General features: G+C 62.7%; 20 protein-coding genes. 10 read left to right on the top strand and 10 right to left on the bottom strand.

The features are described from left to right. Positions 1-10: 10 nt before the first annotated feature. The 5 genes from HW932_RS12270 to hypB form a co-directional block, all read right to left on the bottom strand. Positions 11-1,039, bottom strand: coding sequence for an NAD-dependent epimerase/dehydratase family protein (locus HW932_RS12270; RefSeq protein ID WP_176976773.1), 1,029 nt, complete (start codon positions 1,037-1,039; stop codon positions 11-13). Beyond that, positions 1,036-1,938, bottom strand: a complete 903-nt coding sequence (locus HW932_RS12265; RefSeq protein WP_343047353.1) for a glycosyltransferase family 2 protein — start codon at positions 1,936-1,938, stop codon at positions 1,036-1,038. Before HW932_RS12265 ends, HW932_RS12270 begins: the two co-directional genes overlap by 4 nt. Next, positions 1,935-3,974, bottom strand: coding sequence for a glycosyltransferase (locus tag HW932_RS12260; RefSeq protein WP_246296795.1), 2,040 nt, complete (start codon positions 3,972-3,974; stop codon positions 1,935-1,937). Before HW932_RS12260 ends, HW932_RS12265 begins: the two co-directional genes overlap by 4 nt. 167 nt (positions 3,975-4,141) lie before the next feature. Beyond that, the gene (locus tag HW932_RS12255) at positions 4,142-4,636 is read right to left on the bottom strand and encodes a hypothetical protein (RefSeq protein ID WP_176976771.1); all 495 of its coding nucleotides are present in this window, start codon (positions 4,634-4,636) and stop codon (positions 4,142-4,144) included. Between the two features lie 97 nt (positions 4,637-4,733). Next, complete coding sequence (gene hypB, locus HW932_RS12250; RefSeq protein WP_176976770.1) at positions 4,734-5,615, bottom strand: hydrogenase nickel incorporation protein HypB; 882 nt, start codon at positions 5,613-5,615, stop codon at positions 4,734-4,736. Positions 5,616-5,855: 240 nt separating this feature from the next. On the opposite strand from hypB, the gene HW932_RS12245 reads away from it, so the two are divergent. Beyond that, positions 5,856-8,000, top strand: coding sequence for a glycosyltransferase (locus tag HW932_RS12245; protein WP_176976769.1), 2,145 nt, complete (start codon positions 5,856-5,858; stop codon positions 7,998-8,000). Continuing rightward, positions 7,997-8,998, top strand: a complete 1,002-nt coding sequence (locus HW932_RS12240) for a glycosyltransferase family 2 protein (protein WP_176976768.1) — start codon at positions 7,997-7,999, stop codon at positions 8,996-8,998. The genes HW932_RS12245 and HW932_RS12240 overlap by 4 nt, the downstream gene beginning before the upstream one ends. A 15-nt stretch (positions 8,999-9,013) precedes the next feature. Here HW932_RS12240 and HW932_RS12235 read toward each other — a convergent pair whose 3' ends face one another. Both HW932_RS12235 and HW932_RS12230 read right to left on the bottom strand, forming a co-directional pair. Further along, complete coding sequence (locus HW932_RS12235; protein WP_176976767.1) at positions 9,014-9,757, bottom strand: OmpA/MotB family protein; 744 nt, start codon at positions 9,755-9,757, stop codon at positions 9,014-9,016. Beyond that, a complete protein-coding gene (locus HW932_RS12230; protein WP_176976766.1) occupies positions 9,754-10,866 on the bottom strand; it encodes a hypothetical protein in 1,113 nt (370 codons plus the stop codon). The genes HW932_RS12235 and HW932_RS12230 overlap by 4 nt, the downstream gene beginning before the upstream one ends. 336 nt (positions 10,867-11,202) lie before the next feature. On the opposite strand from HW932_RS12230, the gene HW932_RS12225 reads away from it, so the two are divergent. The 7 genes from HW932_RS12225 to HW932_RS12195 all read left to right on the top strand — a co-directional run bounded on the left by HW932_RS12225 (position 11,203) and on the right by HW932_RS12195 (position 19,959). Beyond that, on the top strand, positions 11,203-13,593 hold the full coding sequence (locus tag HW932_RS12225; protein WP_176976765.1) for an N-6 DNA methylase: 2,391 nt from the start codon (positions 11,203-11,205) through the stop codon (positions 13,591-13,593). Beyond that, positions 13,593-14,897, top strand: coding sequence for a restriction endonuclease subunit S (locus HW932_RS12220; RefSeq protein WP_176976764.1), 1,305 nt, complete (start codon positions 13,593-13,595; stop codon positions 14,895-14,897). The genes HW932_RS12225 and HW932_RS12220 overlap by 1 nt, the downstream gene beginning before the upstream one ends. 9 nt (positions 14,898-14,906) lie before the next feature. After that, positions 14,907-15,182, top strand: coding sequence for a DUF2281 domain-containing protein (locus tag HW932_RS12215; RefSeq protein ID WP_222932339.1), 276 nt, complete (start codon positions 14,907-14,909; stop codon positions 15,180-15,182). 2 nt (positions 15,183-15,184) lie between these two features. Beyond that, the gene (locus HW932_RS12210; protein ID WP_222932338.1) at positions 15,185-15,556 is read left to right on the top strand and encodes a type II toxin-antitoxin system VapC family toxin; all 372 of its coding nucleotides are present in this window, start codon (positions 15,185-15,187) and stop codon (positions 15,554-15,556) included. A 4-nt stretch (positions 15,557-15,560) separates the two neighbouring features. Further along, complete coding sequence (locus tag HW932_RS12205; protein WP_176976761.1) at positions 15,561-18,605, top strand: type I restriction endonuclease subunit R; 3,045 nt, start codon at positions 15,561-15,563, stop codon at positions 18,603-18,605. A gap of 4 nt (positions 18,606-18,609) precedes the next feature. Beyond that, entirely contained in the window at positions 18,610-19,164 is a 555-nt protein-coding gene (locus HW932_RS12200) for a plasmid pRiA4b ORF-3 family protein (RefSeq protein WP_176976760.1), read from the top strand. Positions 19,165-19,353: 189 nt separating this feature from the next. Beyond that, complete coding sequence (locus HW932_RS12195) at positions 19,354-19,959, top strand: hypothetical protein (protein WP_176976759.1); 606 nt, start codon at positions 19,354-19,356, stop codon at positions 19,957-19,959. A 19-nt stretch (positions 19,960-19,978) separates the two neighbouring features. Here the strand turns inward: HW932_RS12195 and motB are convergent, their stop codons facing one another. After that, positions 19,979-20,983: a flagellar motor protein MotB gene (gene motB, locus HW932_RS12190; protein ID WP_246296794.1), complete on the bottom strand. Its 1,005-nt coding sequence runs from the start codon at positions 20,981-20,983 to the stop codon at positions 19,979-19,981. Positions 20,984-21,001: 18 nt separating this feature from the next. Then, positions 21,002-21,856: a flagellar motor stator protein MotA gene (gene motA, locus HW932_RS12185; protein ID WP_176976758.1), complete on the bottom strand. Its 855-nt coding sequence runs from the start codon at positions 21,854-21,856 to the stop codon at positions 21,002-21,004. Between the two features lie 152 nt (positions 21,857-22,008). Here motA and HW932_RS12180 point away from each other — a divergent pair, with 152 nt between their 5' ends. After that, positions 22,009-23,436 carry an HDOD domain-containing protein gene (locus tag HW932_RS12180; protein WP_176976757.1) on the top strand — a complete coding sequence of 476 codons (1,428 nt, stop codon included), beginning with the start codon at positions 22,009-22,011 and terminating at the stop codon, positions 23,434-23,436. On the opposite strand, the gene HW932_RS12175 is transcribed toward HW932_RS12180, so the two are convergent. Beyond that, entirely contained in the window at positions 23,433-23,753 is a 321-nt protein-coding gene (locus HW932_RS12175; RefSeq protein ID WP_176976756.1) for a late competence development ComFB family protein, read from the bottom strand. The genes HW932_RS12180 and HW932_RS12175 overlap by 4 nt on opposite strands. Positions 23,754-23,794: the final 41 nt, after the last annotated feature.

The following is a 23,794-nucleotide window of genomic DNA, read 5'->3' as shown; positions in this document are numbered from 1 at the left end:
CCCGAGAACATTAGGGGGCGGCCTGCCAGGGTCGTGCGAGACGTTGGATCTCGTCCGCCAGCCCGTGCCGGGGCACGAATCCCAGGGCCGTGAGCGCACTGGAGTCGTACCAGGCATCGCCCGTCAGCTTCACGAGCGCATCGCGCGTCAACGGCATCCGTCGCCCCATCCACCGCTCGGCGAGCGTGCCGCCGAGTGCGGCGCCTTGCAGCATCCACAGCGGCGCCGTCCAGCGAGGGATGGGACGCCCAAGCGCCGACAGGATCTGCTCATAGATCCAGCGCGTCGAATAGGGCCGGCCATCGGTAGCGATATAGGTCCGGTCGCCGCTTTCCGGGTGACGCGCGATCAGGAGCGCGGCGGCGATGGCGTCATCGACATGGATCGCCGAACGCCGATTGTCGAGGCGCGGCCAGGGCGGGAAGCGTTCGGCGGCCACGGCGGCGACCATTCGCGTGATGTTGCCGGCGCCGTCGAGTCCATAGACCATCGGCAGACGCATCACGCTGGCCTCGATCCCACGCGCGCGGCCGAATTCGAGCACCCTGTGCTCGGCGGCGAGCTTGGCGCGGCCATAGAGACAGTCAGGCTCGGGCGGCGTGTCGGTGCCAGCCGGCCGACCGAGCGCGCCCGCACGATCGCCCATCGCCTTGACGGTGCTGACATAGACCAGCCGTTCGATCGTTGACCCGGCGAGTGCCGCGACCAGATTGGCCGTGCCTTCGGCGGTCACGCGCCAGTGATCTGGGGCGTTGTAGAGATCCGGTTCGTCGGGGCGCGGGGCATAGCTGGCCAGATGAAGGACAGTCTTCAGACCTTCGCCGAGTCCGGCGAGCGTCGCGGCCTCGGTCAGGTCTCCCACATGCACCGCGACCCGGTCGTTCGGCCACAGCCGTCGTGCCGACTCGGGCGAGCGGGTCAGGACGGTCACCGGATGCCCGGTTTCGAGCAGAGCCGAGACGAGCCGACGCCCGACCTGGCCGGTCGCTCCAGTCACCAGGACCGAGCCGAAATGGCTCTCGTGTGTCGCGCCCGTCATCGACGCCCCCTGGGTCCGAGCCGAATCGACAGCGCCTTGAGTCCGAAATGCATCCAGATGCCGACCACCACCAGCCAGCCGAAGGCGCGCGAATGGCGCCGGACCTGATGCTTGCGGAAGAAGCGCACCATGCCGCGATGCTTGTGACGCTCGACGGCCAGCGGATCGCCAGTGCTGCAGGCCCCCTTGTGATGGATCACACGGACGTCCGGCACGAACAGGATCTTCAACCCGGCCTCATGGAAACGCACGAACCAGTCGAGATCCTCGCAATGCAGGAAATAGCCCTCGTCGAGCGGACCGACCCGCTCCAGCGCGCGGCGCGTCGTCAGCATGAACGAACCCGAGATGGCCTCGACCTCGACCGGGACGGTCGGCAGCGGCTGATGGCGCTGATCCAGACGCCTCCCTTCGCCGGCGGGGTTCAAGCGATCCAGATGCAGGAGACGCCGGAGCGCGATCCAGGGATCCGGGATGGCACGCCGACAGGCGACCTGCTCGGCGCCGTCCGGATCGCACACCAGACAGCCGATCATCCCGACTTCGGGACGGGTGTCGAGGATGGCGATCAGACGTTCGAGCGTGTCGGGCGCGACCAGGCAATCGGGATTGAGGAACAACAGCCGCTCGGCGCGTGCCAGGGGCAGCGCCCGGTTGTTGGCGGCGGCGAAACCGAGATTGGCGCCGTTCTCCAGGATCCGCAGACGCGCGTCTCCGCCATGGACCTGTCTCAGCCGCTCCAGACTGTCGTCGCGCGACCCGTTGTCGCTGACGATGACCTCGACCGGAACGCTGGAGGCGAGCGCCGCGCCCACCGCCTCGGTGAGCAGCGGACCGGCGTTGTAGTTGACCAGGATGAGACTGACGGCCGGGATGGATGGGGGATCGAGATCGGTCACGAGCTGGACTCCGGAACGAGTGCCGCGCGCACGGCCCGCTCGGCCGCCGCGAAACTGAAATGCGCTTCCATCACCGCCAGTCCGCCCGCCGACAGCCGTCGCCATAGCTCGGGATCCTGATGCAGACGGATCACCGCCCCGGCCATGGCCTCGGCCGTGTCGGCGACCAGGACGGATTCGCCATCGACCAGATGCATCCCCTCGATCGCCGTCCCGGTGGCGACCACCGGCAGCCCGTGGGCGAGACTCTGATTGATCTTGCCCTTGACCCCGGCGCCATAGCGCAGCGGCGCCACCGAGAGCTTGCAGCCGGCGAAGAAGGGGGCGACGTCCGGCACATAGCCCAGCACGTCGACACCGGCCGCGTCCCCGGCGCGCGCCAGCACCTCGGCCGGCGGGTCGGAACCGATGACCTTGAGCCTGAGATCGGGCAGACGGGCGCGCAGTCGCGGCATGACCTCGTCGCAGAAGAAGAGCACGGCATCGCGGTTGGGCGGATGCGAGAAGGCGCCGATGAAGAGCAGATCACGCCGCGCCTCGGGCGGATTGGCTGAGCCGAAGATTTGGTGGATGTTGGAGACCACGCGCACGGCGACGTCCGGCGCCTCCATGGCCAGCAGGTCGCGCTCGGCCTCGCTCACCACCAGTGTCAGGTCGGCCCGACGCATCAGCTCCAGCTCCTGACGCTTGCGCGACTCGGCCAGCAGGCGCGTGCCGCGATCGCCGAGCAGCTCGGCGAGCCGCTGCTCGCGCAGGAAGTGCAGGTCGACCGTGTCGAAGACGATCCGCGCCTGCGTACAGTGGCGCCGCGCTGCGTTCATGACCTGCGCGGCGGCGTCGGCCCGGCTCAGGATCACCAGATCATAGCGCGCGCCCTCGTCGGCCAGATGACAGGCGATCGAGCGCACATGGGGCCGATAGAGCACCTCGAACCCCTGGCGCTGCAAGTCGGCGACATAGGGCTGAGGGGCCTCCAGATTGGCGGCGGCGAACGTCACCTGATAACCGAGTCCCTGCAGGATGCGAAAGAGGTTGAGCATACGCAGTGAGCCGGACTCGCGGTCGGGCGTGACCATGTAGCTGTCGACCACCAGCACGCGCCTTCGCGTCTCGTCGGCGGCCTGGACGAGCGCGGCAGAGTGATCGCCGGGTTTCGGCTCGACCCGGCACGGGTCGACGGACCCGAACCGGACCACGCGCGAGAGCGGCTGACAGTAGACCCGCCGACCGTCGGCGCGCACCCGGCGGGCCAGATCGACGGCCAGTTCATCGGCGTCGACCAGGGTCGGATCGAAACCGTCCAGGCGTCGGAACAGCTCGGCGCGGATCGCGAGCGCGGCCGGCGAGCAGGCGTCGACCACGCGCCGATAGCCGTGGGCGGGCTGATCCGGGTCGTCCAGCCGGCCCAGTCGATGCATCGAACCATCGGGGGCGATCCGGCGTCCGGCCTCGCGCTGGCGTCCGTCGGGGTAGAGCAGACGGCTGCCGAGGATGCCGGCGTCGGGCGTCTCCTCGAAGCTCTGCACCAGCACGTCCAGCCAGCCGGGCTGGACCTGGGTGTCGTCGCTCAGAAAGACGATGAAGTCGCCCCGAGCCGCGCGCGCGCCCTGATCGAGTACAGCGGCCGGTCCGGAGGCGCTCGGTGACTGGATCAGTCGTGTGCCCGGATAGCGGGCGAGTCGGCGCGTCCGATCATCGATCGTCCCGGCGACCAGGACGACCTCGAACGTGGTCCGGGTCTCGGCGCCGGCGAGCGCGGCGAGACAGTGATGGATGGCCCGCAGCGGCCGCTGGATCGCGATGACGACCGAGACGCGCGGCGCGGCATGGTGCGGAAAGGCGATGGGATCGAAGGGTTCGTCGAGTGTGAGCAGGGTCGGCGGTCCCTTGGGCGCGAGCGGGCGGATATGCAGCCGCCGGCGCAGCTTGCGCAGCAGGACTCCGGCCCCCTCGGTGCGCAGCACATGCAGCATCCGCGGCAGATAGCGCACGGCGATCTCGACGAGACTCGTGTATTGGGCGCGCGCGATGGTCATTCAGGGCGAGCCGTCCAAGGCGCCGGTTGAACCCGGTGTGTCGTACTGAAGCATGCGAAGTCACGGGGCGATTCGAACCGCGTCATCCGGAGCGCCGTGCCTGTCCTCATGATTGGATACGGACCTGCGAAGATGGCTCGGTGTCCCGGACGCGGTTCGAACGCGGCTCAGTATTGATTCATGGGCCGGTAGGCCGGGGCCGCCGGCCATTCGGGATTCCGCGGCTGGGGCTGACCCGGCGGTTGGCGCGACTCCAACTCCTCGATCCGGCGCTTGAGCGCCTCGACCTCGCCCGGATCGACACTGGGCTGAGTCTGAGTCGATTGCGCCGGCGCCGGCGTGGGGGCGGGAGCCGGAGCGGCCCCATAGCCGGCAGGCGGCGCGCCGACCCCTGGAACGCCATAGGGCATCCCGTAGGGGGCGCCATAGACGCCGGGATAACCATAGCCGCCATAAGGGGTTGGGCCATAGGGTCCGCCGCCCCAGTAGGCATCGTCATAGCGATCGTCGTAACGGTCGCGGTCGCCGCCGAACCAGCGGTTCGGATTCATCATATTGCCGAAATTGAAGGCCTGGCCCACGGGTGCATAGGCCAGGATGGCCGCTGCGGCGCTCAAGGCCAGCACAGGGAGCGCGTGTTTGCGTTGTACAGGCACTGACATGAATCCTCCAGATCGGGTTTTATGGTTTTTTACTCATCCTGATCTCGATCTCCGGCAGCGGGCGCCGGTCGGCTGACATCCATGATTCGTTGGCCGATCAGCCGTGCGTGGGCGACGGCTCATGGTGATGATGATGGTGGTGGTGTCCGGGCGCGGCCGTGCCCGTCAGGCCGGAGCTGTGTTCGCCGTCGTGCCGGTGGCTCGGGCGGATCGTGCGCCCGAGTTCCAGCCGTGTGCGCTGGGCCTGCAACTCATCGCGCAGCCAGTGTAGCCAGGGCTCCAGATCCGCGTGCGAGCGCGCCGAGACGCTCTCGAACGGCGCCGTGCTGGCGAGCGCACGCAGATGACGCTCGGCGCGTTCGGGATCGAACTCGGGCATCAGGGGGCGCAGATCGGACTTGGAGCAGAGCACCAGATCGGCCGAGCGGAACATGACCGGATACTTCGCCGGCTTGTCGTCGCCCTCGGGGACCGAGATCAGGATGACGTTGCGGTGCTGGCCCAGATCGAAACTGGCGGGACAGACCAGATTGCCGACGTTCTCGATGAAGAGCAGGTCGATGCCGTCGAGATCCAGCCGGTGGAGCGCCTCGTGGATCAGATGGGCGTCGAGATGGCAGGCGCTGCCGGTGGCGATCTGAATCGCCGGGACGCCCTTGGCGCGGATGCGCTCGGCGTCGTTCTCGGTCTCGAGATCGCCCTCGATGACCGCGATGCGCAGCTCCTGGCCGAGCGCCTCGATGGTCGCCTCCAGCAGACTGGTCTTGCCGGCGCCGGGCGAGGACATGAGGTTCAGCGCCAGAACGCCGTGATGATCCAGATGCTCGCGATTGTGCGCGGCCTGATGATCGTTCTCCGACAGCAGGCCCTGGAGCACCGCGACGGCGGCCTTGCCGTCGGCGGTTTGGGCATGACGCCCGTCGCCCTGGATCAGATGTTCGTTACCGGAGGTGATGTTGCAGCCGCAGGTATTGCACATAGGGAACCTCTCTGCCGGAGAAAGCGGCAGTGTACGTCATCGCGCAAGCGAGGGTTAGCCCCTTTGTGGCGCCGGCCGACCGGAGGATCGGGGATCGAGGCATCCGATGGCGTATCACTGGCGTTTTTTCGTGATTCTGGGCAGACTTCACGCGGCCGCCGGCAAGCCAGTTTCGACGATCAGAGGATTATTCCGAGTGTCAGCCATGTCTTTCGAACCTGTACGATCACCCGACCCGACATGAGTCCGATCGATCTGCTGCGCCCGCTCTGGCGCGCCCTGCCCATCGACATCCACTGGCGCCAGCGGATCAAGCACTGGCTGCTGCAAGGACCGCTCGCGGGTCGCGGGTCGCGCCGTATGGCCGTGCTCGACGTGCCGGCCTGGGACAGCGACTGGCGCGTCCTGCTGCCGCCGCTCGATGAGCCGGCCGATCGGCTGCTCGTCATCGACTGGAAGCCGCCGACGCCGGATCTCGACTCCGGCTCCTTTCGTCTGCGCCTGATCCTGGATCTGCTGCTGGAGTCGGGCTTGGCGGTCGACTTCATCGGCGATCGCGAGGCCGAGAGCCCGGACTATGCCGAGGCACTGTGCGCGCGCGGGATCAGGACGTTCGTCGGTCCGTCGGCGGCGCTCGAACACCTGATCGCCCAGGGGCATAGGTACCGGCAGGTCTGGATCTCGCGTCCCGAGGTCGCCGAGGTCTATCTGGCGCCTGTGCGGGCGCATGCGCCCCAGGCGACGGTCATCTACGACACGGTCGATCTGCACTGGGTGCGGTTCGAGCGCGGCGCGGCCTTCGCCGCCGATCCGACCGAGCTGCTGGAACGCGCGCATCGGTATCGCCGGCTCGAACTGGCCAATGCGCGTACCGCCGATCGCGTCATCGCCATCACCGAGGACGAACGCGCGCGTCTGCTCCAGGAAGACCCGAGGCTCGACGTGCGTGTGCTGCCGAACGTCCATCCGGTCGTCGACCGGGCCGCGCCCCTGAGCGAACGGCGTGATCTGTTCTTCATCGGCGGCTTCCAGCACGAACCCAATGTCGACGCCATGCAGTATTTCGCCGCCGAGATCCTGCCGCTGGTGCGCGCCGAGCTGCCCGAGGTGCGTCTGCGCATCGTCGGCAGTCACATGCCCGACTCGGTCCGCGAACTGGATTCGCCGGCCATCGAGGCGGTCGGCTATGTGGCCGAAGTCGAACCCTGTTTCGCCCGAGCGCGGATCTTCGTCGCGCCCTTGCGCCACGGCGCCGGGATGAAGGGCAAGATCGGCCAGAGTCTGAGTCAGGGATTGCCGGTGGTCATGACCAGGATCGGCGCCGAAGGCATGGGGCTGACGCACGAGCAGGACGCCCTGATCGCCGATGATCCGGCGACGTTCGCGGCGGCGGTCGTGCGCCTCTATCGCGACGAGGTGCTGTGGTCGCGTCTCTCCGAGGCGGGGCTGGCGCTGATGCGGGCGCGCTATTCGGCGCCCGTAGTGGCTGAACAGTTGCGTGCCCTGTTGACGGAGCCGCCGGCCGAGCCGGTCGCCGGTTCCTCGCCCGCTGCCGGAACCGGCGGTCGGCCGGAGTCCGTCGAACTCCGGAGCGGCGAGGACGGGGCGCGCACGGCGAGCCTGCCGCCGCGTGAGACCGACCGACGAGTCCTGATCCTGGGCATCTATCTGCCGGGAATCGCCAATCATGCCGCGACGATTTCGCGCGAATTGCTCGGGTCGCGCGACTGGGAGGTCGATCTGCGCTGGGCGTCGGTCGGCACCGACTCGTCCGAGGCGCCGGCCGATCCGGAACTCAAGGCCCTGACGCGACTGCACAGCCCGGAGCGCGTGCCCAAGTTCGTGCTGCTCAACCGGCTGCTCGCCGAGGCCGAGATCGAGCGCTATCGCTATCTGCTGGTGGTCGACGACGACATCGAGCTGTCGCCGGGCTTCGTCGACCGCTTTCTCGCCATCCAGGAGGCGCGCGACTTCACGCTGGCCCAGCCGGCGCGTACCCATGACGGCTACACCGACCATCAGTTCGTCAATCAACTCCTGGGCGTCGAGTCGCGCCGCACGCGCTTCGTCGAGATCGGACCGCTGTTCTCGCTGCGCCGCGACGGATTCGCGTCGCTCCTGCCGTTCGACGAGGAGGCGCCCATGGGCTGGGGGCTGGATTTCGTCTGGCCCGTCGTCCTGGAGTCCCAGGGCCGGCGGCTGGGCATCGTCGATGCCGTGCCGGTCCGACATGCCCTGCGCAAGCCGGTCAGCACCTACGACTACACAGAGACGCAGACCGCCATGCAGGCGTTCCTGGCCCGCCGTCCGCATCTGACCCTGTCGGAGGCCTGCATCGCCGACCCGACCTATCCATTGACCGGCCCGACCGCGATCGCTCCATGAACCGGACACCCCTGATCAGCGCCATCCTCTGCACCTATGATCGCGCCCCCCTGCTGGCGCGGGCGCTCGGTGCGCTCTGCGCCCAGGCGCTCGGCCCGGAACAGTTCGAGGTCGTGCTCGTCGACGACGGATCGAACGACGACACCGCCCAGGTCGCCGCGACCTTCGCGCCGCTGCTCGATCTGCGTTATGTCCGCCAGCCCAACTCGGGTCTGGCGGCAGCGAAGAATCATGGCGTCTGTCTGGCGCGTGCGCCGATCGTGGTCTTTCTCGACGACGACGACGTGCTCGACAGCCGCGCCCTGGAGCGGCACTGGCTGAGCCATCGGCAGGATCCTCGGGTCGAGACCGCCGTGCTCGGCTATACCGGTCTGGGATACGAACAGGCGCGCTCGCCGCTGATGCGCTATGTCACGGGCGTGGGTTGCCAGCTCTTCTACTATCCCTCGCTCAAGGACGGTCAGGAGCTGGATTTCTCCTTCTTCTGGGGCGGGCGCTCGTCCTGCAAGCGCGCCCTGCTGCTCGAACATGGGTTGTTCGATCCGGTGTTCCGCTTCGGCGCCGAGGACATCGAGCTGGCCTTTCGGCTGCGTGAAGCCGGTCTGCGCGTGCGCTACGACGCCCAGGCGATCAGCACCATGATCCGCACTCTGAGCGTCGATGACTTCGCGCGCCGCTGTGTCCTGCAGGGGCGCTCGAACTGGGTCTTCCATCAGCGCCATCCGCACAAGCTGGTGCGCGCCTGGACCCAGGTCGATGGGGTCGAGTCGGAATGGGCGCGCATTGCGCCCCATTACGAACGTCTGCTCGCAAGCGCGCGCGGACTCGACCGCTGGGCCAACGCGCGCGTCGAGCATGACTTGGAGCTCGATCCGCGCTCCACCGAACTCCTGCATCGCGCCTATGCCGCGCTCTTTCGCGCCAGCCGGATCAAGGGGACGGTCGAGCGGATGCGCGAGGAGCGGCTCGAACGGCATGGCGAGGTAGATCGTCTTTGATCGTTTCGCGAGTCTCTATCGGCTGCGGCTGTCGTCGGTCTCCAGCCGGATCGGTTCCAGCAACCGCGACTCGAAGTCGGTCAGGACGCTGAACTCGACCCGGCGCGAGGCGGCGGGATCTTCGCGCCCCTGGTCGTCCCGCACCGGCCGCGAGGACGAGAGTCCCACCGCCGCGACCCGCCCCCTGAACCAGTCCTCGCCCTTGAGTTGGTCGAGTCCATAGGCGAATCGCAGCACGGCCTGGGTGCGCTGCTGGCTCAGTTCCATGTTGAGAAAATAGGCATCCAGCGGCGCGGTGCCGGTATTCCATTCGCTCGACGTATGGCCCTCGATCCGGATCTCGCGGATGACGTCGCGGAAGGGTTCGAGCCGGGCGACATAGCGCGGCAGGAAGTCATTGAGGATCGCCTCGAACTCGGGCTTGATGCGCGCCGAATTGCGATCGAACAGGATGTCCGGCTCGCGAAAACGCAGGGTCAGGGTGCGCTCGACCAGTTCGGCGTTCCAGCGCGGCAGATCGTCACGAAACTCGCGTTCCAGTGCCGTATAGATGGCCTGACGCGACTCGGCGGCGGTGACGCGCACCTCGGTCTCGACCTGATGCAGCCGCTCGACCTGGACCATGTGCAGCACGGCCAGGAACAGAAAGATCATCATCAGGGTGGCCATGAGGTCGGAGACCGTCAGCCAGTGGCTCTCGTCCTCCGCCGGAATATCGGCGCCCGACGCGTTCGACCAGGGGTAGGGGATGGTCTTCATGCCGAGGCCCTCGCCAGATCCAGATGGTTGCCGTTAGCGCCGAAGCGCGCGGCGGACGGCGGTGAGGCGGCGGCCCCGAGCCGGCCGATGCGCTGCTGGGCTTCCAGGCCCGAGAGCACCGCGCCCTCGATGGTCTCCAGCATGGTCCGCAGCCGCTGATCGATGGCCGGGAAGGCGTCCTTGGCCCGTTCGCGCAGCTCGGCCACGCCGCCGAGCACAGACTCCAGCTCCAGCGTCTCGCGCTTGAGCGCCTGCATGGTCGATTGCTGATCCTCGACCTGGGTCGTGATCTGGCTGGCCTGCTGGGTGAGCGTCTGGAGGCTGGTCTGCGAGCGTTCGACCCCGGCGACGGCCAGTTCGAGCTGCGCCCCCAGAGCGTCCATGTGCTCGCGATACTGCACCTGCCAGTCCAGCAGCTTGCCGATCGAGGCGTCGAGATGGCGGAAGTTCTCGCCGAACTGGGTGCCGAGCTTGTCGTTGAAGTCGCGGATGACGGATTCGAGCGCGGCCATGAGCTGGCGCGAACCCAGTTCGCTCAGTTGGCCGGCGAAGTCCCGGAAGGCGGCCAGTTGTGCGTCGTGCTGCTGCTCCAGGGTCTGGATCAGACGCGCGTCCATCCGCACGAGCTGTTCGCCAAGCTGGCGGGTGGCGGTGAGCTGGGCGTCGGCGAGCTGGATCTGGAGCTTGAACAGGGCGGCCGGGTCGCTGGTGTCGAGCGTCGCCGTGGCATTCGCGCGTGCCTTAGCGCTCTGCGGACCGTCGCGCTTGAGCACCTGCGTCAGGCGCAGGGCGGTCGCTAGCAGGATGCCGACGATACTGGTGATGAAGGCGAGTTTCAGCCCTTCGAGCAGCAGCGGGATGCTGTATTCGATCCGGCTGGAGTCGAAGTCGAGCAGCCCGATGGCGATGCCGAGAAAGGTGCCCAGGATGCCGAGGGTCGTGAGCAAGGTCGGCGTGCTTTGCTGGAAGGCCGCCGCGCGCCGGGTCAGGGTGGCGGTCAGGGCCAGTGCGAAGAGCACGATCATGAGCAGCACGAACAGACCCGTGACCTGATTCGAATCCAGGCTCTCCAATGCCATGACCACGACCTGAGAAATCGACTCGAACATGATGGACCTCGCTTGAGCGGTGGTTGCGCGCCGGTGATTGGCCGGGGCGTCCTTGAGATCGCTTAAGCAGGAGTCGGGCCAAGCAGGTGGGGGGGGGGCGATTCAGGTGTGGCGCGCTGTTGGCGAGGGGGCGTGCCGGGCGTCAGGCGGCGGGAGGATGCAGGGGCGTCAATTGATTGACGGCGCGGGGACGCGATAGCTACTCTTGAGCCGTTCATCGACTGTAAGACGTTGCCCAACCAGTCGCTCCAGCCGACTCCGGCTCCGCGACGCTTGTCGTTACTCAGAATAGCGCCGCCATTTTGGAAGCCACATCAAGGAAACGAGCAACCGATCGTGAACCAAGCCGCCCATAACAAACTGATCTCTTTCATTTGGTCCATTGCCGACGACTGTCTGCGCGATGTCTATGTGCGCGGCAAGTATCGTGATGTCATCCTGCCGATGGTGGTTCTGCGTCGTCTCGACACGCTGCTGGAGCCGACCAAGGCGGCGGTTCTGGATGAGGTTCGTTTCCAGCGCGAGGAGATGCAGGCGACGGAACTCGATGAGGCTCCCCTGACGGCGGCATCGGGTTACGTCTTCTACAACACGAGCAAGTGGACGCTGAAGCAGCTCCATGCCACGGCGACCAACAATCAGCAGATTCTGCTGGCCAATGTGGAGGAGTATCTCGGCGGGTTCAGCGACAACGTCAAGGAGATCATCGCCCGCTTCAAGCTGCTCGAACAGATGCGGCACATGGCGAACAAGCAGGTGCTGCTCGATGTGCTGGAAAAGTTCATCTCGCCTTACATCAACCTGACGCCGCACGATGCCGAAGACCCGGACGGCAATCCGATGCCCGGTTTGTCGAATCTCGGCATGGGCTATGTCTTCGAGGAGTTGATCCGCAAGTTCAACGAAGAGAACAATGAGGAAGCCGGGGAGCACTTCACGCCGCGTGAGGTGATCCATCTGATGACGCATTTGATCTTCGACCCGATCAGCGACCGGTTGCCGCCGGTGATGACCATCTACGACCCGGCCTGCGGCAGCGGCGGGATGCTGACCGAGGCGCAGAACTACATCAAGGATCCCGAGGGGCCGATTGCGGCCAGGGGCGATGTCTATCTGTACGGCAAGGAGATCAACGACGAGACCTATGCCATCTGTAAGTCGGACATGATGATCAAGGGCAACAACCCGGAGAACATCAAGGTCGGCTCGACGCTGTCCGTCGATGAGTTCTCGGGGCTGCGCTTCGATTTCATGCTGTCGAATCCGCCCTACGGCAAAAGCTGGAGCAGTGAACTCAAGTACATCAAGGAGGGTAAGGAGGTCATAGATCCGCGCTTTCAGGTGGAGCTGACCGATTATTGGGGGCGGCGCGAAACCGTCGATGCGACCCCGCGCTCCAGTGACGGGCAGTTGCTGTTTCTGATGGAGATGGTGGGCAAGATGAAGCCCGTCGCCAACAGTGCCGTCGGGTCGCGCATTGCCAGCGTTCACAATGGTTCGAGTCTGTTCACCGGCGATGCGGGCAGCGGGGAGTCGAACATCCGTCGCTATCTGATCGAAAACGATCTGCTGGATACGATCATTCAGTTGCCGAACAATCTGTTCTATAACACCGGCATCACGACCTATATCTGGCTTGTGAGCAATGCCAAGCCTGAGGCGCGGCGCGGTCGGGTGCAGTTGATCGATGCGAATCTGCTGTATCGCAAGCTGCGTAAGAATCTCGGCGATAAGAATTGCGAATTTGCGCCTGAGCATATCGAGCAGATTACGGCGGCTTATCTGGCGTTTCAGCCGGTTGAGCGGCGAGTGGATGCGAATGGCGATCCGGCTGGGATTGCCGTTCAGATTTTCGATAACAGTGATTTCGGTTATTACAAGGTGAGCATCGAGCGGCCGGATCGTCGTCGTGCTCAGTTCAGTGCGGAGCGGCTGGAGCCGCTGCGTTTCGATCGGTCGCTGCGTGAGCCGATGGGGCAGTTGTGGGCCGAGCATGGCGATCAGGTGTATGAATCCGGGTTTTTGAAAGGGCAGGCGAAGGCGATTCAGCGTTGGTGTGAGGAGCGGGAGATCGGGCTGAATGCCAAGCAGCGGGCCAAGCTGGTCGATGTCGGTCTGTGGTTGCGTCAGCGTGAGTTGATCGGGGTCGGGCGGCAGTTGATGGAGGCAATCGGTGGCGAGGAGTCCGCGGATTTCAATGTGTTTCGCGAGCGTGTGGGGCAGGTGTTGAAGGCGCGTAAGATCAAGCTGACAGCGACGGAGAAGAACGCGATTTTGAATGCGGTCAGTTGGTATGCCGAGGATGCGGAGAAGGTGATTTCTAAGGTCGAGTGTTTCAGTAAGGATGAGTTGGAGGCGCTGGCTGGGCGTTACGGTTGTCGGGTTGATGAATTGGGTGATTTCGGGTGGTATGTCCAGCCTGATGGCGGTTGGCTGAGTTATGAGTCGAGCAGCGATCTGCGCGATAGTGAGGCGGTGCCGCTGAAGGACAGCATTCACCGCTATTTCAAGGCTGAGGTGCAGCCGCATGTACCGGAGGCGTGGATCAATCTCGAGTCGGTGAAGATCGGCTATGAGATCAGTTTCAACAAGTATTTCTATCGTCACAAGCCGTTGCGCAGTCTGGATGCCGTGACGCGGGATATTCTTGCGCTGGAGCAGAAGGCGGATGGGTTGATTGCGGATATTTTGGGGGTGAAGGCGGCTGATTTGTCGGGGGTGGTGTAATGAGCGTTGCCGCCTGGCCGACCTATGACCGCTACAAGGACAGTGGCATCGACTGGATCTGCCAAATCCCGGCGCATTGGGAGGTACGGCGGAACTTCGCCCTGTTCCGCGAAATGAAAGTCTCGGGTCGTGCCGATCTGCCGGTCTTGTCGGTGTCGATCCACAGTGGCGTGTCGTCCGAGGAGTTGAGCGACGAAGAAAACATCCGTTCAATCATCAAGATTGAGGACCGCACCACCTACAAGGAAGTGAAACCCGGCGACGTAGCCTACAACATGATGCGCGCATGGCAGGGCGGCATCGGTGCTGTATCCGTGCATGGCATGGTCAGCCCGGCCTATGTTGTTGCGAGACCAAGCTCGGCGCTGGTCGCAGACTACTTCGAATTGCTGTATCGCTGTCCGGCGTTCATTCGGCAGATGGATTCCGGTTCCAAGGGCATCACAGATTTCCGCAAGCGGCTGTATTGGGACGATTTCAAGAACCTGTTGACGCTTGTTCCGCCACGCAACGAACAGTTGGCGATTGTCCAGCACATCGCCGAAGTCTCAGAGAAGATCGACGAGGCGGTGCGCATAAAGGAAGCGCAAATCGCGCTGCTGCGTGAGCGGCGGCAAATTCTGATCCAAGAAACCATCACCCGTGGCCTGAACCCCGATGCCCCCATGAAGGACAGCGGCATCGACTGGATCGGTCAAATTCCGGCGCATTGGGAGGTGAAGCGCCTAAAACATATTGCACTAATTAGGTACGGACTCGGACAACCCCCAAGAGAGACTGAGGACGGTTTACCGTTATTGCGCGCCACCAACGTGGAACGAGGGAAAATTAACCCAAAAGGACTTATTTTTGTTGCCCCGGCAGGGGTGCCAAGAGATCGCAATGCTTTCTTGAAGCAGGGTGAAATCATTGTCGTAAGAAGTGGTGCTTATACAGGTGATTCCGCCATAGTCCCAATTGAGTTTGATGGAGCAGTTGCAGGTTATGACATGGTTGTTACTCCACATGGCGTAAATGAAGCATTTTTGAGTTTATCACTGCTATGTCCATATATTCTGTACGAGCAACTCTATTTGTTGAGAATGCGTTCAGCGCAACCGCATCTCAACAAAGAGGAGCTTGGCGAGACTATTGTTTTGCTTCCGCCCGGCGACGAGCAAAGCGCAATCGTTAATGATATTAAAGCGAATTGCGAAAAAATCGACAACGGCATCACCATCAAGCAAGGCCAAATCACAGCCCTCAAAGAATACAAAACCGTCTTGATCAACGCCACAGTCACCGGCAAGATCAAAGTCATTTAGGGATACAGCATGATGAATTCTACAGCCCGAAAACTACTAAACGATTTTGAAACCTTACCCCCTGCCATGCAGCAGGAAGTGACCCATTTTGTCGAATATCTAAAGCATAAACTCACGTTCCCTCCAACCACTTCTCCCCATCAGGAGCAAGAGCCGAATGGCGCTAAAGTGGCACAATTGATGGCAAAAATCGCCGAACGCGGCACCGCTTTTCGGGAGATTGACGATCCCGCAGCATGGCAACGGGAGATTCGCAAGGACCGCCCCCTGCCGGGGAGAGAGTAACGGTGCTACTGGATAGCAATATCTTTATCTATGCCATTCAGCCACAATTTGCATCATTACGTGAGTGGTGTCTGCTACAGCCGATCTGTGCTTCGGATATCAGCCGTTTAGAGGTGCTGGGTTATCACCATCTTAGTGATTTCGATAGGCGCGATCTGACCGAGCTTTTTACTCTTACTAACGTCTATCCTGTGTCAAGCTTCATTATTAGTCGAGCTATCTCACTGCGCCAGCAACGCAAAATGTCATTGGGCGATGCGGTCATTGCCGCAACAGCACTGGAGCATCAGCAGGTATTAGCCACCCGGAATGTGGCTGATTTTGACTGGATTGAGGGATTGAGCGTGGTGAATCCAATCAAGATGAAGGATTGAGTTTATGGTGAGCAAGACAAACGAACAGGCGCTAGAGGCGGCCATTCAGCGCCACCTCACCGGCCTGACAACCGAAGGGATCGCCGAACACCCCGCCAGTTACAACCCGACGCTCTTCCGACTCGGCTGGCCCTCCGATTTCGACGCCGAATACGCCCTCGACACCCGACTGTTCTGGGAATTTCTCGAAGCCACTCAAAACAAAGAACTCACCAAACTCAAAACCCGCCACCCCAACGACTGGCAACGCAAAATCCTCGAACGCTTCGACCGACTCATCAAAAAACACGGCATCCTGCATCTGCTCAAAAAAGGTCTCGCCGTCGACGACGCCCACTTCACACTCATGTACCCCGCGCCCCTCGCCGGCTCCGCCGCCAGGGTCCACGAAAACTTCGCCGCCAACCTCTTCAGCCTCACCCGACAAGTACGCTACTCCCAAACCAACCCCGGCGAAGAAATCGACACCGTACTCTTCATCAACGGCCTGCCGCTCATCACCATCGAACTCAAAAACCCCTGGACCGGCCAGACCGCCCGCTACCACGGCCAAAAACAATACCGCACCCAACGCGACCCCACCCAACCCCTGCTCCAATTCGGTCGCGCCCTCGTCCATTTCGCCGTGGACACCGACGAAGTCTTCATGACCACCAAACTCGCCGGCCCGGCCACCGTCTTCCTCCCCTTCAACAAAGGCCACAACCAGGGCGAAGGCAACCCGCCCAACCCCAACGGCCACAAAACCGCTTATCTCTGGGAAGACATCTTCACCAAGGACAGCCTCGCCCGCATCATCCAGCACTTCATCCTGCTCGAAGGCAAAGCCACCGATCCACTACCCAAAAAGACCCTGATCTTTCCCCGCTATCACCAGCTCGAAGTCGTGCGCCGCCTCCTCGAACATGTCGCCGCCACGGGCGTCGGCTACTGCTACCTGATCCAGCATTCAGCCGGCTCGGGAAAATCGAACTCCATCACCTGGACCGCCTATCAACTCATCGAAACCTACCCGGCCAGAGCGGACATCCCAGGCGCCAAAGGACTGGACCAACCGCTGTTCGACAGCGTCATCGTCGTCACCGACCGCCGCCTGCTCGACAAACAACTGCGCGACAACATCAAGGACTTCTCCGAGGTCAAGAACATCGTCGCCCCGGCCCTGCGCTCGGCGGATCTGAAAGCCGCCCTGGAACACGGCAAAAAGATCATCATCACCACCATCCAGAAATTCCCCTACATCATCGAAGGCATCGCCGACCTCAGCGACAAACGCTTCGCCGTCATCATCGACGAGGCCCACAGCAGCCAGAGCGGCAGCGCCCACGACGACATGAACCGCGTGATGGGCCAGGGCGCGGACGACTTCGACCCCGACCAAGAGCAGGACGACCCGCAAGAGCAGATCCTCGCCGCAATGCGCTCGCGCAAGATGCGCGGCAACGCCTCCTACTTCGCCTTCACCGCCACGCCCAAGAACAGCACGCTGGAAAAATTCGGCGAGCGCCAACCCGACGGCCGCTTCAAACCCTTCCACCTCTACAGCATGAAGCAGGCCATCGAGGAAGGCTTCATCCTCAACGTCCTGGCGAACTACACGACCTATAAAAGCTACTACGAGATCCGGAAGTCGATCGCCGACAATCCCCTGTTCGACACCCAGAAGGCCCAGAAGAAACTGCGCGCCCATGTCGAACGTCACCCGCGCACGATCAACATCAAAGCCGAAATCATGCTCGACCACTTCATCGAGCAGGTCGTCACGCCCAAGAAACTGCGCGGCAAGGCCAAGGGCATGATCGTCACCCAGAACATCGAGGCGGCGATCCGCTACCACCAGGCAGTGAGCAAGCGGCTGGCGGATCGCGGCCACCCATTCAAGGCACTCATCGCCTTTTCGGGCGAAAAGCTCGTCGATGGCCTGACCTATACCGAGGCCGGGATCAACGGCTTTCCCGAATCCGACACCCGCGATCGGTTCGACGCGGACGACTACCGGCTGCTGGTGGTCGCCAACAAATACCTGACCGGCTTCGACCAGCCGAAGCTGACCACCATGTATGTGGACAAGAAGCTGCAACACGTCCTCGCCGTGCAGGCCCTGTCGCGCCTCAACCGCTCGGCGCCCAAACTCGGCAAACGCACCGAGGATCTGTTCATCCTCGACTTCTTCAACGAGGCCGCCGACATCAAGGCCGCCTTCGATCCCTTCTACACCGTCACCACCCTGTCCTCGGCCACGGACGTGAACGTCCTGCACGAACTCAAGGACGTGCTCGATCAGGTCGGCGTGTATGAACGCCAAGAGATCGAGGACTTCGTCACGCGCTATTTCGCCGGCGAAGACGCTCAGACCCTGAGTCCGCTGATCGACACGGCGGCGGACCGCTTCAACCGGCAACTGGAACTGACCGACAAGGACAAGATCGACTTCAAGATCAAGGCGCGCCAGTTCGTCAAGATCTACAGCCAGATGGCGGCGATCATGCCGTTCGAGGTCATCGCCTGGGAAAAGCTGTTCTGGTTTCTCAAGTTTCTGCTCCCGAAGCTCAAGATCACCGACCCCGACCAGGATCAGCTCGACGCCTTGCTGGAAGCGGTCGATCTGTCTTCCTACGGTCTGGAGCGCACGAAACTGAACCACAGCATCGACCTCGATGCCTCACCGTCCGAACTCGATCCGCACAACCCCAATCCACGCGGCTACCGCGAGGGCGACCCGGACACGGACCCGCTCGACGAGATCATCCGCACCTTCAACGAACGCTGGTTTCAGGGCTGGAGCGCGACACCGGAAGAGCAGCGGGTGAAGTTCATCAATGTGGTCGACAGCATCCGCACCCACCCGGATTACAGCGAAAAATACGCCGCCAACTCCGACCCCTACACGCGCGAGCTGGCGCTCGAAAAGATGTTGCAGGACGTGATGCTGAAGCGCCGCAAAGAAGAGCTGGAGCTGTATAAGCTGTTTGCCTCAGACCCCGCGTTCAAGTCCGCCTGGAGTCGGGGTATCGAACAAATGCTGAGCAAAACCCCAGAATACTGGTGAAATCATGAAAAACATATATCAACTGAAAGTCGTTTTGAACGGCGTAAAGCCGCCGATTTGGAGAAGAATACTTGTTCCAAGTGACATTGAACTTGGAAGTCTGCATCTTGTCCTTCAATTGGTGATGGGATGGACGAACAGCCATCTTCATCAATTTATTTCCGGTCGCACTTTCTATGGCATCAAAGATGATGAGTTCTCGTTCGGCCTTGAAGTCAAAGACGAAAACAAATATACATTGAATAAATTGCTGGAGTCGGAAAAAGAAACGATCGTATATGAATACGACTTCGGCGACTCCTGGGAGCATAAAATCATTCTAGAGAAGATATTGCCCTATGAAAAAGACAAGAAACTTCCCTTGTGCATCAAAGGGAAGCGGGCATGTCCTCCCGAAGACTGCGGAGGTATTTGGGGTTATCAAGAACTTCTCAATACGTTGAGTGATCCTGAAAATCCGGAGTATGAAGAAATGCTCGAATGGCTTGGAGGGGGATTTGATCCGGAGGCATTCGACATCGCCGAGACAAATGAGCAACTTTCAGCATATTTCAGATGAGAATGCCGAAACCGCGTCTAGTTCGAGAAACGTCTTTTGTAGTGCGGCTTCAGCCGCATCGGTTGAAGATGCTGAAGCCGCGCCTACAGCAAAATGACGCATCTCGCCCTGGTGGTGGTTTGATGATTTCTTTATTTGATCAACGACTTAGGATGAAAGCGGCATTGCGATTTCGATAAGGAGAACAAAGTGGCCTACAGCGATTTTACTCTAAAAAAAGTCAAAGCCGACTTCAGCATAGAGACCGTCGAGAACGAATCTGTTTTCTCGAACATCGTCGGTCTCGAAATAAGCGACTATCTCGCGAAAACATTGAAGCGAAATGTCCCTTTGGCTCTGGCAATCAATACCGAAAAAGCCCGGTCCGAGCTGATAATCATAAACATACTGCTTGAGGTGAAAGATCGTCTCGAAGGAAGGTTGAGTCTATTTTCAGGGGTCGACTTCAATGTGGATAAAGAAAAGGGATTGGCCGGATTTTGTGACTACATCATCAGTCATTCTGAAGTGCAGTTGTATCTCGACACGCCTGTCTTGACGATAGTCGAAGCCAAGAACGAGAACATCGTTTCCGGGCTTGGGCAGTGCATTGCCGAAATGTATGCGGCTCGACTGTATAACGAAAAAGATAATCACGATTTGCCGTGTATCTATGGCGCCGTTACGACGGGTGACGAATGGAAATTCATCAAGCTCGTCAAAAACAAAGCCTACATAGACAGTGATCTGTACTATATAAGCGATATTGAAAAAATTATTGGTATTTTAGCGGCAATGGTCGAGCAGACAGCCTGATACATCGCCGCCGACGGCGTCAATCGATTGACGGCGCGGGAGGCACCAGCACACCTGGAGGACGCCGCGGCGCCGGTTCACGGCTAGATTCGAGCGATGCGGAAGCTTCAGGAACCCCGGATCGAGCCGGCGCCGGTTGTTCGCCTCTGGATTCGAGCAACGCCCCCTCTTCGTGCATGGCCTCGTCGGCCTCACGGGTCATGACGATGAGACTGATCCGGCGATTGATCGGGTTGTTCGGATCGCTCTTGTCGAAAGGCACGGTCGAGGCGAAACCGACCACGCGCCCGACCTTGTCCTCACGCATCCCGCCCGCCACCAGCGCGCGGCGCGCCGCATTCGCCCGCTCGGTGGACAGCTCCCAGTTGCTGTAGGACAGACCGCCCAGCGGACGCGCATCCGTGTGTCCGGTGAGACTGATCCGGTTGGGCACCTGATTGATCAGCGCACCCAGCTCGCGCAGGATGTCGGTGGTGTAATCCTTGAGCTTGGCGCTGCCCAGATCGAACATGGAACGATGCTCCTTGTCGACGATCTGGACGCGCAACCCCTCGGGCACGATATCGATCAGCAGCTGATCCTTGTAGGGAGCGAGGGTCTCGCTCTGGTCCAGCTTGCGCTCCAGGATCTCCTTGAGCGTGGCCAGACGCGCGGCGTCCTGCTCGCGGGCCAGTTCGGCCAGTTGCTCGGGATCGAGCTCGGTCACGTCCGGTTCCAGGGTTTGCGGCCCCATGTCGACCGCACCCTCGAAGTCGATCAGCGAGGGTTTGGAACCCGTCCCCTCGCCGATGGCCTGCGAGGGTGAAACGGCAACGCCCATGAAGGCCGAGGGATTGTTGAAATAATCCGAGATCGCCGCCTTCTGATCCTCGGTGGTCGAACCCATGATCCAGAGCAGCATGAAGAAGGCCATCATGGCCGTGGCGAAGTCGGCGAAGGCGATCTTCCAGGCCCCGCCGTGATGCCCGCCCTTCTTGACGATCTTCTTGACGATGATGGGCTGTTTGGATTCGTTGATCGCCATGGACTCGCCACTCCCGCGCTACTTGGTTCCTCGCAGATGCTGCTCGAACTCCTGGAAGTTGGGACGCAGCTCGGGCGGCATGGTCTTGCGGCCGAACTCGACCGCGACCTGGGGACTGTAACCCTGCACCGTAGCCAGGATGCACGCCTTGAGACAGGACAGATAGCGCGTCTCCTCGTCGGCCAGTCGTCCCAGGTAGCTGGCGATGGGACCGACGAAGCCATAGGAGATCAGGATGCCGCTGAAGGTTCCGACCAGCGCGGCGGCGACCAGTCCGCCGATCTCGCTCATGGGGCCGCCGAGCGCGGCCATGGTATGCACGATCCCGAGCACGGCGGCGACGATGCCGAAGGCGGGCAGACCATCGGCCACCTGCTGCACGGCGTGCGAGGTCTCGGCGGCGGCATGGTGATGGGTGTCGATCTCGACATCCATCAGGTTCTCGAGTTCGAAGGGATTCATGTTGCCGCTGACCACCAGCCGCATGTAATCGGAGATGAACTCGGTGGCGTGATGGTCCTGGAGGATGAGCGGATATTTCTGGAACAGCGCGCTGCTCTCGGGTTCCTCGATGTCGGCTTCGATGCCCATGAGTCCTTCCTTGCGCGCCTTGTTGAAGAGCTCGTACATGAAGCCGAGCGCGTCCATGTAGTGGGTCTTCTTGTACTTCGAGCCGGTGAAGAGGGCCGGTATCGACTTGAGCGACTTGAGGACCACGCCCATCGGATTGGCGATGACGAAACCGCCGCCGGCCGCGCCCAGGATGATGACCAGTTCGAAGGGCTGCCAGAGCGCGATGATGTGTCCGCCGCCGGCGGCGAACCCGCCCAGCACGGAGGCGACGACGATGATCGAACCCAGGATGAAGTTCACGTGGACCGGCTACCGAGCAACTGACGGATGTCTGGAGTCATGGCGCATGACGCGCCTTTCGCGTGCCCGCTAATATAGCATCCGTCGAGCGGCGCCAACCAATGCGACGGCGCGCAGAATCCGATTTGGGGATGCGAGACGCGATGGGATCGATGTGGTTGGACGAGGTGATCGCGACGGCCCGGCTCGATACGCTGCCGGTCCAGGCGCGCACGCGCCGCGAACTGGCGCGGGTGCTGGCCGACGCCGGCGCGCCGCTCGGACGCATCGCCCTAGTGGTGATGAGCGATCCCGGGCTGGCGCTGCGCGTCCTGCAGCGGGCCAACGCGGTCGAGCATCGGCATTTCCGCCGCGAGATCGTGGTGCTGGAGGATGCCATCCACATGCTCGGTACGCGGACGCTGGCCGAACTCGAGCGTCAGGCGCCCCTGGCCGAGGACGTGCTCGACGCCCGGCGGCTCGAACACTACAGACGCGGTTGCGGTCGGGCCTTGCTCGCGGCGCTGCTGGCACTGGACTGGGCCGAATTCGAACGCGATCGGGTGCCGGCCGAGATCGCGCTCGCGGCCCTGCTCAACGATCTCGGCGAGCTGTATCTGCTGGCGCGAGGCGACGCCCGGATCGGCCGCTATCTGGAGATGATGGAGCACCCGGACGTGTTGCCGCACGAGGCCGAATACGTGACGCTCAGCGCGAGCCTGGAGGCGCTGGGCTACGGGCTGGCCTGTGCCTGGAACCTGCCGGAGATGGCGCGCGAGTCGATGCGCGGGCGCAATGCGCGTCATCCGCGCCCGCTGTACGTGATGCTGGCGACCCAGATCGCGCGCCATGCCTTCGCCGGCTGGCGTCATCCGGGGCAGGGGCGGGATCTGGAACTGGTCTCGGAATTGCTTGGATGCGATCCGGCGACCCTGTCCGACCGCCTCGATCGTGTCGTGGATCGATTCAACGAGCGCGCCCTGTTGTACGGTCTGACGCCGCTGGAAGCGCTGCCGCGCGCCGGCGGACACGAAGACCTGACGTGGTTCGATCGTCCGTGCGCGGCGTCCTTCTGTCTGGCGCCACGCGCCGATGAGCTGGAGCGCGCCGGCGCGGCGCTGAGTGCCGGCCGGATCGAGGATCGCGAGACGCTCATCCTGGACTGGCTGCATGGACTGCATCGAGGTCTGGGCCTGAATCGGGTCGTCTACGCCGTCCTGGATCCGGATCGGCGGACCCTGAGGGCCGATCAGCTCGTCGGCACGGACTTCGAGCCGGGCTTCAATCGTTTCAGTCTGTCGCTCGACCGCGACGGTCTCTTCGCACGCCTGATGGCGGCCCCTGGAGCGCTCTGGCTGAACGCGACCAACCGGGCCGAGCTGGGCGACCAGGCGCCGCCGGACGTCGAGACCCTGACGCGCGTGGAGGACTTCATGGCGCGCTCGGTATGGGTCGCGGGACGGCCGGTCGGTCTGGTCTATGCCGACCGCCGATCGGCCGACTGTGCGCTCGATGCGCGCGCCTATCAGGGGTTCCTGTGCCTGTCGACGCTCGCCGAGACGGCCCTGGAGCGTCTCGCCGCGAAGACGCCCCCCGGCTAGGTCCAGGGCAGGCGCGTCTTGCCCGGCTCCTGTTCGGCGGCCTCGGTGCGGCGTGACTCGCGGCGGCGGTGCATCACCGCGAGCGCGGCCTCGACGGCGTCGTCGACCTCCTGAGACATGATCGCGCGGTCTCCGTCCCCGAGATGGGACCAGAGATCCACCGTGTGGCGCACATAGCGGGCCGGCAGCGCATTGAGCGCCAGGCAGGCGAGGTCGGCCACGAAGTCGGCGTCGTATTCCTCGTCCCGCCCCGAGAGTTTCTCCCGGATGGACTCCAGGACCAGGCGTTCATAGTAGTTCTGGATACTCGCGAGCATGGTCTCAACTCGGGCAGTCTGTCGATGGCGTCATCTTAGCA

It is taken from the genome of Allochromatium humboldtianum (genome assembly GCF_013385175.1).
Lineage (GTDB): Bacteria > Pseudomonadota > Gammaproteobacteria > Chromatiales > Chromatiaceae > Thermochromatium > Thermochromatium humboldtianum.
The sequence above is the reverse complement of the archived record's forward strand: the minus strand, read 5'-3'. Positions and strand labels throughout refer to the sequence as shown.